Origin of the sequence: Marinobacter sp. MMG032 (assembly GCF_040112695.1) — a bacterium.
Taxonomy (GTDB): domain Bacteria; phylum Pseudomonadota; class Gammaproteobacteria; order Pseudomonadales; family Oleiphilaceae; genus Marinobacter; species Marinobacter salsuginis.
The window spans coordinates 2,588,000-2,600,741 of sequence record NZ_CP157802.1; the positions used below are offsets into that span (position 1 = coordinate 2,588,000).

The 12,742-nt window shown below is 58.3% G+C and carries 11 protein-coding genes; 5 read left to right on the top strand and 6 right to left on the bottom strand.

Annotated elements, in window-relative coordinates:
* Positions 1-4: 4 nt before the first annotated feature.
* The 4 genes from ABNF92_RS11855 (at position 5) to ABNF92_RS11870 (ending at position 3,162) form a co-directional block, all read left to right on the top strand.
* The gene (locus ABNF92_RS11855; RefSeq protein WP_349342240.1) at positions 5-454 is read left to right on the top strand and encodes a DUF4124 domain-containing protein; all 450 of its coding nucleotides are present in this window, start codon (positions 5-7) and stop codon (positions 452-454) included.
* Positions 455-530: 76 nt separating this feature from the next.
* Positions 531-1,385: a DNA ligase gene (locus tag ABNF92_RS11860; RefSeq protein WP_349342241.1), complete on the top strand. Its 855-nt coding sequence runs from the start codon at positions 531-533 to the stop codon at positions 1,383-1,385.
* 115 nt (positions 1,386-1,500) lie between these two features.
* Entirely contained in the window at positions 1,501-1,758 is a 258-nt protein-coding gene (locus ABNF92_RS11865; protein WP_305966338.1) for a YdcH family protein, read from the top strand.
* Between the two features lie 93 nt (positions 1,759-1,851).
* Complete coding sequence (locus tag ABNF92_RS11870) at positions 1,852-3,162, top strand: glycerophosphodiester phosphodiesterase family protein (protein ID WP_349342242.1); 1,311 nt, start codon at positions 1,852-1,854, stop codon at positions 3,160-3,162.
* 39 nt (positions 3,163-3,201) lie between these two features.
* Here ABNF92_RS11870 and cysK read toward each other — a convergent pair whose 3' ends face one another.
* From cysK to ABNF92_RS11885, 3 genes are all read right to left on the bottom strand, one after another.
* Positions 3,202-4,173 (bottom strand): cysteine synthase A, encoded by a 972-nt coding sequence (cysK, locus tag ABNF92_RS11875; protein WP_069182244.1) that lies wholly within the window; start codon positions 4,171-4,173, stop codon positions 3,202-3,204.
* A gap of 44 nt (positions 4,174-4,217) precedes the next feature.
* Positions 4,218-7,091, bottom strand: a complete 2,874-nt coding sequence (locus ABNF92_RS11880) for a transporter substrate-binding domain-containing protein (RefSeq protein WP_349342243.1) — start codon at positions 7,089-7,091, stop codon at positions 4,218-4,220.
* A 109-nt stretch (positions 7,092-7,200) separates the two neighbouring features.
* Positions 7,201-7,644, bottom strand: a complete 444-nt coding sequence (locus tag ABNF92_RS11885) for a methylglyoxal synthase (RefSeq protein ID WP_104321209.1) — start codon at positions 7,642-7,644, stop codon at positions 7,201-7,203.
* A gap of 83 nt (positions 7,645-7,727) precedes the next feature.
* On the opposite strand from ABNF92_RS11885, the gene ABNF92_RS11890 reads away from it, so the two are divergent.
* Positions 7,728-8,519 (top strand): ATP-binding protein, encoded by a 792-nt coding sequence (locus tag ABNF92_RS11890; protein WP_349342244.1) that lies wholly within the window; start codon positions 7,728-7,730, stop codon positions 8,517-8,519.
* On the opposite strand, the gene ABNF92_RS11895 is transcribed toward ABNF92_RS11890, so the two are convergent.
* Genes ABNF92_RS11895 through pdsR form a run of 3 tightly spaced genes read right to left on the bottom strand, consistent with a single transcriptional unit; the run spans position 8,520 to position 12,581 of the window.
* The gene (locus ABNF92_RS11895) at positions 8,520-9,827 is read right to left on the bottom strand and encodes a DUF3422 domain-containing protein (protein ID WP_349342245.1); all 1,308 of its coding nucleotides are present in this window, start codon (positions 9,825-9,827) and stop codon (positions 8,520-8,522) included.
* Positions 9,828-9,845: 18 nt separating this feature from the next.
* On the bottom strand, positions 9,846-11,876 hold the full coding sequence (locus tag ABNF92_RS11900; RefSeq protein ID WP_349342246.1) for an ATP-binding protein: 2,031 nt from the start codon (positions 11,874-11,876) through the stop codon (positions 9,846-9,848).
* Between the two features lie 3 nt (positions 11,877-11,879).
* A complete protein-coding gene (gene pdsR / locus ABNF92_RS11905; protein ID WP_069182239.1) occupies positions 11,880-12,581 on the bottom strand; it encodes a proteobacterial dedicated sortase system response regulator in 702 nt (233 codons plus the stop codon).
* Positions 12,582-12,742: the final 161 nt, after the last annotated feature.

A 12,742-nucleotide genomic window follows, 5' to 3' on the forward strand; every position in this document is an offset into this window, starting at 1 on the left:
CGCAGTGTCTGTAAAAATCGCTCTAACGCTCCTCTGCCTTCTCCCCCTCACCGCTAACGCCGGCGTCTACAAATGGGTCGATGCCAACGGCCAGACGCATTTCGGGGACCGTCCTCCGGCCAAGGCGGCAACAAGTGAAGTCTCGGTGAAGGCCGCTCCGGCCAGTGTGGATGCGGGAGCGCGGGAACGGCATCAGAAGATGACCGAGTTTCTGGAGCAGCAGCAAAAAGAGCGTGAGGCCCGGCGGGCCGTTAGTGCCAAGGCAGAAGAGAAAGCGGAGAAGCAAGCTGAGCTGTGCAGGAAGCTTCGGGCGCGCCTCAAGTATCTGGCTAGCGTCTCTACCTTTTACAACATCAACGATCAGGGCGAGCGGGTCTATGTGAATGAGGCCGAGAACACCCGCATTCGTGAGGATTTCAGGAAGAAGGTGAGAAGCACCTGCGGGAACGAATAACGCGGTGTTGATGAGCAGGGCCGGAAAGGAAAGTCTGGCCTCTGCAAAAAAGGTAACTGAGTGCAAAGGAATTGCCATGCATTATCGATTGTTCAGCGCCGTGCTGTCGGTGCTGTTTTCTCTTCTATTTTCCCCCCTGGCGACCGCGGAGCCGCCTGAACTGACACTCGCTAATGTGTACCAAAAAGACATGTCTCTGGATGGCTACTGGGTCAGTGAAAAGCTTGACGGGGTTCGTGCTTACTGGACTGGCGAAGGTTTTCTCTCCCGAGGCGGGCATGATTACCGCGCGCCCGAATGGTTCACCAAAGGTTTTCCGGATCACCCTCTGGACGGCGAGCTCTGGATGGGGCGTGGCCGATTTGCCGAGTTGTCGGGGGCGGTGCGTCAGGAAGTGCCAGATGACGACGATTGGCAGCGGATTCGGTTCATGGTGTTTGATCTTCCGGATAAGGAGGCAACCTTCGATCAACGCCTGACACGGCTACGTGTATTAATTGAGGAGGTTGGATCACCGTACATGGCGCTGGTCGATCAACAACGGGCAAGCACCCATGAAAAGCTGATGCAGCGGCTGGATGAGGCGGTCGACGGCGGAGCAGAGGGGTTAATGCTGAGGCTGGGGGGCAGTGGTTACCGCAGCGGGCGCTCGAACGATCTGCTGAAAGTGAAACAGTATCAGGATGCCGAAGCAGTAGTGGTCCGTCACCTACCGGGCCAGGGCAAATTCGAGGGGCTGATGGGGTCACTGCTGGTGGAACTGGAAGATGGCAGGCAATTCCGGATCGGTTCGGGGTTCACCGATGCAGATAGAGCCTCGCCTCCTGACCCTGGAACCACGATCACGTTCAAGTACTATGGCCTCACAGCCACCGGTTTGCCTCGCTTTGCCAGCTTTCTTCGTATCCGGAACGATGAACCTGTGCGGTAATTGAGTGTGCAGGCGTTTAGCCGCTTGACGGGGATCAAGACCGACCACACCGGCGAGCCATACACTGGGATCAGTGAATTCAATCTCATCCCCCACAGTCATGGAGACTGCACGAATGTCCCTGGAAAAGCACGATCTGATTCACGAACTGCCGGAATACAAAGAGGCCATCCACCTTCTGAAAACCAACAGCGCTCACTTCGCCAAGCTGTTTGATGAATATCATGAGCTGGATCATGAGGTGCATCGCATCGAAACGGGCGCTGAGAACACGTCCGACGACTACCTGGAAACGCTCAAGAAGAAACGGCTGAACCACAAGGATCAGTTGTTCTCAATGATACGTGAATACGAGGCCTCAACGGCCAGCTGAGTATCACGCCGCCTTCACGGAAACGTCTTACCGTCGTAACCCTCCTTGTGAACACTGGTGATGCAGTATCATTCATTTCACAAGGAGCTGGTTATGAAGTTACGCACGATCCTCGGGCTATCGCTCTGCTCGGCCGCCCTCTCTGTGGCGCAGGCCGCGCCGGGTAAGTCCCATCCTGAGTCCTGGGTGCCGCCCGGTCTGGACGACTGGAAAGATGTGCCTGCCCAATCCTGGCACCAGCGCGCGGGGAGCAAGCAGCCCATCCAACTTGGGCCTCGGCCTTTCTGGCTGGTCGATAATATGGATGAGGGCCCGCTGAAGGAGCGCCTGCAGTCCTGCAATACCCGCCATCTCAAGCGCTCGGATTTTTCTATCGGCCACCGTGGCGCCCCTCTGCAGTTTCCCGAGCACACCAAGGAGTCTTACGTTGCCGCAGCGCAGATGGGCGCGGGGATTGTGGAGTGTGATGTGGCATTCACCAAGGACCGTGAACTGGTTTGCCGGCACGCCCAGAACGACCTGCACACCACAACGAACATCGTCGCGGTCCCGGAGCTGAACGCCAAGTGCACCCAGCCGTTTGTACCGGCCGATCCGGCATCGGGTACACCGGCCCGTGCCGAGTGCCGAACCAGTGATATTACCCTCGCAGAGTTCAAGTCCCTGAAGGGCAAGATGGACGCCCATAACCCCATGGCAACCACGCCGGAGGAGTATCTGGCTGGCACGGCTGACTGGCGTACAGACCTTTATGCCAGCCGTGGCACGTTGATGACCCATAAAGAGAGCATCAAGCTTTTCAAGGCACTGGGCGTCAAGTTCACCCCGGAGCTGAAAACCCCGGTGGTGGATATGCCGTTTGAGGGTGACTATAGCCAGCAGGACTATGCCCGCCAGATGATCCAGGATTACATCGATGCGGGCGTCAGGCCGAGGGATGTATGGCCCCAGTCATTCAATCTGGACGATGTGCTGTTCTGGGTAGACGAGACACCCCGCTTTGGCCGGCAGGCGGTGTTCCTCGATCAGTCGGCCCCTACGCCGGAAAACACCTCGCTAGCCTACACGGAAAGCCTGAAGGCACAAGGCGTGAATATCCTGGCTCCGGCCCTCTGGAAGATGCTGACGCTTGATAGCTATGGTGCGATTGTTCCGTCAGAGTACGCCGAAAATGCCCGTACCGCGGGTCTGGACCTGATCGCCTGGACGGTTGAGCGCAGCGGCCCACTGGAAAACGGAGGCGGCTGGTATTACCAGACAGTGACTGATGCCATTAACAACGACGGCGATATGCTGACCGTGATTGATGTTCTGGCCCGTGAGGTGGGTGTGATTGGTATTTTCTCGGACTGGCCGGCAACCACTACGTTCTATGCCAACTGCATGGGGCTGGCCAGGCACTGAGGCTAAACAGGCGCAGCAACATGCTGCGCCTTTTCACAACTATTGAACGTTTTCCAGTTCACCAAACCGGTCGGCGAACAGTGCCGAAGACAGGTAACGCTCCGCAGTGTCTGGCAGCACCACCACAATATTCTTACCCTGGTATTCCGGCTGCTTGCTGATTCGAACTGCAGCCACCACCGCCGCGCCGCAGGAAATGCCGCAGAGAATGCCCTCTTCCTGCATCAGTCGATGGGCCATGTCCATGGCGTCTTCATTGGTGACAGTCTCCACCTGATCGACCATTTCCAGGTCCAGGTTCTTGGGTACGAAGCCAGCCCCGATGCCCTGAATCTTGTGAGGGGATGGTTTGGGGTCCTCACCGTTCATCACCTGCGTAATCACGGGCGAGTCGGCGGGTTCGACGGCAATGGTGGCAATTTTCTTGCCCTTGGTGCCTTTGATGTAGCGGGAAACACCGGTTAGTGTGCCGCCGGTGCCAACCCCGGCCACAAAGACATCGACCTCACCATCCGTGTCGTTCCAGATTTCCGGGCCGGTGGTGTCCTCGTGAATTCGGGGATTGGCCGGGTTCTGGAACTGCTGAGGCAGAAAATGATTGTCTGGATCGCTGGCAAAGATTTCTTCAGCCTTGGCAATGGCGCCGGGCATACCTTTGGCTGGTTCGGTCAGTACCAGCTCTGCACCGAGTGCTTTGAGCACCTTGCGACGCTCCAGGCTCATGGAAGCGGGCATGGTCAGGATCAGTTTATAGCCCCTGGCGGCTGCCACGTAGGCCAGGGCGATGCCCGTGTTTCCACTGGTGGGCTCCACGATGGTCATACCGGGTTTCAGGGTGCCGCGTTTTTCGGCGTCCCAGATCATGGCTGAGCCAATCCGGCATTTGACCGAATAGGCCGGGTTGCGGCCCTCGATCTTGGCCCAGATGGTGGCGCCATCGTTGACGCGGTTCAGTCTGACCAACGGGGTGTTGCCGATGGACAGGGAGTTGTCCTCGTAAATGCGTGCCATGGTGTTCTCCTTGTAGCTTTGTTTTTATTCTAGTCTAGCACCACTCACGAGCCCACCGAACGAGCTTCGAGGCGGTTGCGGCCATTCTGTTTGGCCTGATAGAGCGCTTGGTCAGCCTGCCGCAAAAATTCCGCTGGTGAGTCGTCGGGTCCGGGAATGCCTGTGGCAAGGCCAATGCTGATGGTCAGGTTGACTTCGTGTTCGCCGCACACCGAGCAGCTTTTCTGTACGGCCTTGCGGAAAGTCTCGAGGCGATTCCTGATCTCGTTCCTGTCTTCGTAGCTGGCAAAAATAACAAACTCTTCCCCACCGAAGCGGGAGAGCCTGTCGGTTTCGCGGCGGAAGTGTTCACGCATCAGGCCAGCCAGTGTTTGCAGGCAGACATCCCCCGCCTCGTGGCCGTAATTATCGTTGATCATCTTGAAATGGTCGGCGTCCACCATCGCGACAGCAAAGCCCGAACCGTGGCGCTGGCACCATTGGAAACTCTTGCGGAATTCCTGGTCGAAATAGCTTCGGTTGCCCAGCTTGGTCAAGTCGTCGGTAACGCTCAGCCGGGCGAGGGTTTCGTTGGCGTGGGACAGATCCCTGTTTAGCCGACCGAGTTTTCGGTTCCAGAAGACAAGAAGGCCGGCTATGAGTATCGCGGCGATGGATAAACGCCAGATCAGCGTGTAGTCCACGGATTCCTCAATCTGAATATTGCGCCATTGCCGTTCGAGATTTTTCCGCTCTTCAGAAGTCAGGCTGGATACCAGCTTTTGCATGATGCCAAAAACCACGGGCTCCTCTTTGCGAGTAGCTACCGACAGTGACCAGTCTGCCGGAATACGGCCGATGACTTTCAAGTCGGCAAGCCCGAGTTCCTGCATGTAATAGCTGGCGGTTGCCAGTGTTGTAATGTACCCATCCAACTCGTTGCTCTGTAATTTACGCAGACCTGCCTGCTCGTTGGCGACTTCAACCAGGTTCATTGAGGGGTAGCGGCTTCGCAGAAGTTCTTCAAAGGCGTAACCCTCAACAATGCCGATTCGCTGGCCTCGCAGATCGCCAACACGTTCGATAAACGGAGCCTCAATCCGGCCCAGGACAACCGTGGGCACCTCAAGATAGGGGTCGGTAAAGTTCAGGTAATCCAGCCGCTCTGGCGTTTGCATCGCCATCGTGAAGATATCGCACTCGCCCCTCTTCATGCTGAGAATGGATTCTGTCCAGGTGTCGGTGCGAACCAGTTCGAATTGAATGGGCGTCCGTTTTGAAAACAAGCGGACTACTTCCGCCGATAACCCGGCATGCTTACCCTCTGCATCAAGGCCTTCAAGTGGAAACCAATCCGGATCGATGCAGGTGTTGATCTGGTGGTTGTGGGACTCGAGCCAGGCCAGCTCTGCAGCATTCAGGGTCACGTCTCCCGTTGCCTGCACTTCCAGGTCGACACTGGCACCCAGCCAGCGGGTTTCAATGGCGTGCATCTCTTCCGGGGTGATTGCTGACAATGCCTGATTCAGGATGTCCACCAACGGTGCCAGACCAGGTCTGACACCGAACCTCAGATCCTCCCCGCTCTGGCCGTCGATGATTAGCTCGCCGGCGATTCTCACGCCTGTTATGCCCATCTCACGCACCCAGAAGTTGCCGTTGGGCAGGGCCGCGAGCACCACATCCACCTCATCTCTCGCAAGTGCCTGGAACATGGTGTCCTGGGTGGTAAAGATCCTCGCATTCTCACCGAGTGCATTGCGCACCGGTTCTTCGTAGTAGATGCCAGAGCCCAGAGCCACGCGCTGGCTCTTCAGGTCTTCAAGGCTGTTGATTCTCAGGGCAGGGTCCCGGGTAAACGCCACGTTGGGAATCGTATGGTAGGGCTGGGTAAATCGGGTAAATGCCTCGCGCTCGGGTCGGTATGACATGTTGGCCAATACATCGATTTCCCCGTCTCTGAACAGCGGGAGCAGTTCGATCCATTGGCCTTCCACAGGGATGATCTGCAACCCGGTCAGGTCTGATATTCGGCCGAGCACATCAACGCTCAGCCCGTGAATCCGGGTTGCGCTCTCGAAGCTGTAGGGCGCGTAGTCCCGCATCAGGCCAACGCGAACGGGGCCGGTCTCGGCGATAAACTCGCGTTGCCTTGGCGTCAGGGTAAAGCTGACGCCGTTGGCAAGGTTATTACCGCCCAGTTCCTGCCAACGGTTGAGCAGCTCGTTGATGCGCTCGACTGGAATCTGCTCCAGGCCCTCAGTGATTCTCTGGTAAAGGCCCTCATTGGATTTGAGTACGCCAATGCGAAAATCCTCGGTTGCCAGATCTCCAAGGGGGGCGGTCCCAGCGATTTCAAGAAAACCAAAGCCGGCCTGGTTGGCATAATATTGAAGGGTCAGTCTTGGGCCGATAATGACATCAACCCAGCCAAACGCGAGGGCACGAATCATGCTGTGAACAGAATCGTAGCTGGTAATGGACAGCCCGTGTTCCTCAAGAGCGTCACGGTAATAGACATCGCGTACGACGCCTACACGCCTGTTTTCGAGGTCCGCCAGCGAGCTTATCTGCCCCATCGGCTCCTGGCTGTTGTGCATCAGATAGGTCTGGCGCAGATGATAGGGCTCGGTAAACAGGATTTTTTCCGAGCGCTCGGCACTGAAAGAAATGCCATCAATAACGTCCAGCTCACCGCGCAGAAACGCATCGTAGATTTCCGGCCAGCTGCCGGCCCGGAACCGGAAGTTCAGGCCCGACTGTCGGGCCACCTCCCTGAGAACATCCACAGAAAAGCCAGAGGCGCCGGGGCCATCATCGAACGAGTAGGGTTTGTTGTCGCCAACGATACCGACGGTAATGGTCTCGTCGGGCTGCTCGGAAAACGCCAATGGGGCTGTCAGCAAAAGATAAAAGCCCCAGAGAAATGCAGCGGCCACCCTCCAGCATCCGCTATTTTTGTGAGTCGCGCGAGTTTTCATCGGCAGGCCGGCGTTCCTTTACAGCTTCTTTTTTAGTGTAGCTGTAAGCGGCCCGATTGAACATTATTCAGGCGCTGACCGAGCGACCGGTGTAATCGGAGAAGTCGGGCTTTTTCGGCTGATGCTGGTCGTCTGTCATGTAGGCTGAGGTCAGAATGAATTCGGCCGTTGCCCGGTTGCAGGCCACCGGGATGTTCCACAGCGCGGCAATCCGCAGCAGGGCCTTGATATCCGGATCGTGGGGTTGGGGTTCGAGCGGATCCCAGAAGAACACCAGCAGGTCGATTTCGCCCTCGGCAATTTTTGCGCCGATTTGCTGGTCGCCGCCCAGGGGTCCACTGAGCAGGCAATGGATGTCGTCCCGCTCCAGGTTGTCCCGTAGCAGCCGTCCGGTGGTGCCGGTGGCGTAGAGTTTTAGTGGAGCAAAGCGGGTGCGGTTTTCGGCAACCCAGTCCACCAGTTCCTTTTTCTTGTTGTCGTGTGCCACCAAAGCGACGGATTTTACGGCCATTTGGGGTAAAGTCTCCTGTTATCAAGGTTTTTTCAGGGTCAGTGTTTCACAGCCTGACCCGCGACGGAATAGGAAAGAGGTTTATGTCTGCGACTGCACCCTTTGACTGGCAATCCACTCCGGCGGCGGTCTGGCGTCGCCATCGTTCAGGGCTTCGTGCCATCCGCCGACTCGATCCGGTGCAATGGCAGGACCTGAAGGGTATCGACCGGCAACAACAAGCCCTGGCCCGCAATACCGAGCGCTTTCTTGCCGGTGAGCCCTCCAACAACGCCTTGCTCTGGGGCTCCCGGGGCACCGGTAAGTCGTCCCTGATCAAGGCGTTGCTGAATCGATATAAGGAGCGCGGGCTCCGGATGATTGAGGTGGACAAGGACGATCTGGTCAATCTGCCAGAGATTGTTGACGACATTTGCGATCTGCCGTTCCGGTTCGTGATTTTTTGCGACGACCTGTCGTTCGATGTCGGGGAATCCAGCTACAAGGCCCTGAAAAGTGTGCTGGAGGGTTCCCTGGAACTGCCTCCGGAGAACGTGCGGGTATATGCCACCTCCAACCGCCGACACCTGATGCCGGAGTTCATGTCTGACAACCTCAAAAGCGAGATGCGGGACGGGGAGCTGCAACCGGCGGAGGCCATCGAAGAGCAGGTCTCCCTGGCGGACCGCTTCGGTCTGCAACTGTCGTTCTATGCCTTTTCGCAGGACGTCTTCCTGCAGGCCGTGGACGCGCTTTTCCCGCAATTTGATGACCGGGAAGGCTTGCACCGGGAGGCCATTCGCTTCGCCACTGCCAAGGGCGTGCGCAACGGTCGAACGGCTCAACAGTTCTACCGGCAGTTTGCCGGCGAACGGGAGCTGGGCAAACTGAAGTAGCTACTGCCGTTTTGCCATCTTGATGAAGTGGTGGTGGACCACACGAACCCCGAGAAACACCAGGGTCATCACCACCGGAATGGCGATGCCGAGAACCAAGGTTTTGTTGAAGGCCACGCCAGCTTCATAAACCGAATCCAGCCCGAATTTCAGCAGGCCAATCAGGTAATAGGTGATGGCCACCACGGAGAAACCTTCCACCGTGTGCTGCATCATCAGCTGAATTTTGGAGCGCCGGTCCATGGAGCTGAGCAGTTGCTGGTTCTGGCTCTGGATGGCCAGTTCCACCCGGGTGCGCATCATGTCTGACGCCCGGTCGATCCGGCGTGACAGATCTTCCAGCCGCTCACTGACCGCCTCGCAGGTTTTCACCGCCGGTGTCAGCCGGCGGGTCATGAATTCGGTCAGGGTCAGGTGGCCTGAAAGTTCGTCTTCCCGCAGTTCCTCCAGGCGGGTCAGGACCAGTTGATGGTAAGCTCTGGTGGCGGAAAACCGGAACGTAGAGTGGGCCCGGAAGGCCTCGATACGGGCCGCGATGTTGGTCAGCTGGGCCAGGAGCTTTTCTTCATCCACCGTTTCGTTTTCGGCCAGTGATCGGGTAATCACTGCCAGTTTCTCGTCCATATCGTTCAGGGAGGGCGTGATTTCCCGGGCAACCGGTAGCGCCAGCAGTGACATCAGGCGGTAAGTTTCAATTTCCATCAGGCGCTGGGTCAGGCGGCCCAGCTGGCTGTCTGACATGTGGTGGTTCATCACCATAAAGCGGCCAAAGCCGTCACTGTGCAGCCGGAAGGTGCCCCACACGCGGGCGGCGCCTTCCTGGGGGCTGGAACCAACCAGTCGCATGCCTTCGAAGTGCTTGCGGACATAATCCAGGTCGCCTTCGGTGCCATCAGCGGCGGGCCGGACTTCCAGATGGAAGGCTGCGATCACTGTGCCGGTCAGCTGTTCCAGCCAACCTGCAGGCAGCGGCGTAATACCCGTCTCCGTAAACGGTGTTTCATCGCTCGCGTCCAGATTGATGAAGGTGTAGGACGCAAACTCCATGTGCATCTCGCGCCGAACCCGCAAAGAACCAAAGGTGTGCTCGAAGCAGCCAACTTCTTTTTCGGGCACCGGGTGCCCCATCAGCCGATGAAGCTCCTGCAGATGCCGGAATTGCTGTTCCCGCTGCTCGGGCGTGGTCAGCACCGCCATCTGGGTGACCCGCGCCGGTGTCGGCAACACCTGGAACGGCCGCGAATGGAGCTCGTTGTAGAGATCGTTCCGAAGCGGGTGGATATCGAGGGAGTCCAGGCGTGCGCTCACGGCGGGCAGTTCCTGTTTTCAAGAATGGATGGCAGGGATAATAACCCGGAAGCTCACGCCGTCAATGCCACCTTGGGTGCGGTTGTGGGCTTCCACCCGGGCACCATGGTAGTCGGCAATCAGGCTGACGATCAGCAAACCCTGCCCCAGGTGGCCCTGTTCCTGGCCGTCCCGCATCGAGACAAACGGGCTGAAAATGTCCGTTGTGGTGTCTTCTGGCAGCGCCGAGCCCTGGTTGAAAACGGATAGGCACAGGCCTTCTGAACTTGAGTCCAGGGCTACCTCGATCAGGCCTTCCTGTGGTGTGAAATCACGGGCGTTGTCCACCAATTTGTCGAGAAGCTGCACCATGAGCTCCGGAGAGCCGGTGATCATGCAGCCCGCATCGGGCCCCGAATAGCGAATCTGATGGCTGGGATCAAGTGCCTGGTAGGCGGCCGTGGCTTCGGCGGCCACTGCGGCCAGATCAAACTGTTCTTTATCCGCATGATCCAGGCTCTGCTCAAGCCGCGCGGCTTCGCTCATGCCGTGGAGTATCTGCCGAAGGCGCTCGGTGGCTGAGGCGGCCCGTTCAATGTACTGCCTGCGTTCTTCTTCCGAGTCGCTGTGGTTCAGGTTTTCCAGCGAGGAACGTACCACCGCGACAGGGGTCTTCAGCTCATGGGACAGTCGCCTCGAGAAGCTCTCCAGGTAGCGGTTGTAGCCGTGGAGCCGGTCCACCATCAGGCTGAAGTGCCGCTGCAGTTGGCCCAGTTCATCGTTGCTTCGGGCATCCGGCACCCGGCCGGTAATCCGGCCATCTTCGTCAATGCTTGCGCTGACAGCGCGCTGCAGGCGAGTAATTCGCCATGACAGCCAGCTGGCGTAGCCGAGCAGAACCAGGGTCAGTGCGACAATGATGAGTGTGCTTCGGGCAATGACCGAGCCCAGGGCAGAGCCGGAAAGAGTCAGGAGCTGGTCCAGTGACTGCTCGAGGATCAGTGTGCGACCACCGAAAACCTCCCTCGTGGTTAGCAGCCAGACGCTGTCATCCTCGTGTCGAACGAGGCCTTCCTCCGGGAGAGCCTCGATAGCCACACGGTTTGTGCCGGTTTCAATGGCGGTGGGCTCCGGCTGGTAGAGGCGCACCAGGCCCCGGAGGGCGTTGAGACTGATCTGCTCGACCACCTGCAACGGGCTCAGGCTGTCGAAATCCGGCGCTTGCGACGCAGTGTCCGAATGCTGCCGTGCGATCACCCAGCCCGCCGGTTCAACCAGGCGTACCCGCTGGCCCTGGTTCAACTGCGGTTCCAGTTGGCGCTCAAGGGCCAGATTGCGACTGACCAGAACCGGCAGCGGATCGACCGGCGTAGAAACGCCGGCTTCCTGGCCATTTCCCCACAATGCCGCAAAACCCAGGCGGCTGCGGTTTGCAGGCATGGGTAACTTCAGCTCCAGTTGCCAGCCGCTGCCGGTTTGTTGCATGAATCCGGAAATACGGTAGTCCGGCTGTTGGCTGGCTTCTTCCAGACCATACAGCTGACCCGGAGCCGGCGTGCGCAGCAGCCAGGATGTCCGTTGCGCACCGGGAGTCAGGTTGCCCGCAGCCGGCTCCAGCCACAGCCTGAGACGATCATGGGCCTGGTCTGGGCTGCCCGGGTTGAAGAACACCGGTTGTCGCTGGTTAACGCGGATCAGCAGGAACAGGTGCCGCCGGTCGGTCATGGCCTGCCATTGAAGAGAGTGCTCTCCGGTTTGGCTGCGGGTTTGGCCTTGCCAGTTTCTGTCCTGATTTTCTTCGTCAAAGCCCGGCCAGTCAGCACCATAACCATCCAGATTCAGGCTACCCGTTAGCGGCTCAACATAGATGGCTGACTCCTCGGGTGTGATGACGGTTGCACCAATGATTTGATCGCCGGCGGTTTCCGCCAGCCTCTCGGCCTGGGCCTGCAATTGCAGCCGGGCCTGCTGTCGGAGCGCGTCGTCCAATTCCAGAACGAACTGCAGACCTGCCCAGGGGATTAGCAGCATCAGCAGGCTGGCGACGAACAGCTGTCGTTTGAGACTCAAGGTTCAGACCTCACGGGCATTCCAGCGATAACCCATGCCGTAGGCGGTCTGGATGCCATCGAAGGTCTCATCCAGTTGCAGGAACTTGCGGCGGATACGTTTGATGTGAGAGGTGACGGTATTGTCGTCCAGTACTGTGCTGGCGGCTTCCATCAACTGCTCGCGACTGCGCACATGGCCCGGGTGCTGTACCAGGGAGTGCAGCATCCAGAATTCGGTGACGGTCAAATCGATGGGCGTCTCATTCCAGGCGACGGTCATGCGATCCACGTTGAGCGTGAGTTTGCCTCGCTGGAGTACTTCATCCGGCTTCTGCAGGGCTTCGGCCCAGGCATCGGCACGTCTGAGAAGGGCGGTCACCCGTGCCAGCAGGTGGTCCAGGCTCATGTCTTTGGTGACATAGTCGTCGGCGCCAAGACGCAGGCCGTGGACAGAGTCGATGTCGCTGTCCCTGGCAGTGAGGAAGATGATGGGCAGGGTCTGGGACAGTGACCGCAGATCCTGGCACAGGGCGAACCCACCTTCCGGTTCATCGCCCAGACCGACGTCGATAATCGCCAGATCGGGCAATGACTGACGCAGAACCTGCCACGCAGATGACCGGTCGCCATGGGCGCTTACACGGTAGCCACGGCGCTCGAACGCGGCGCGGTAGTTGTCGCGGATGGCGGGTTCGTCTTCGATCAGTACAACGTGTTTTTTCATGGTGGCGGCTGCTTCCCGTTGCCGATGTGTGCCTATTTAAACACGGCAGAGGGTGATAACAAGTTCGAAGGGCATTGTTGCCACAATTCATCATTTTTTGAGGGCGGTTTGTCGCAATCTGCCATGGGAGTTCCTTTCCGGATTGCTGGAATGGCGGTGTT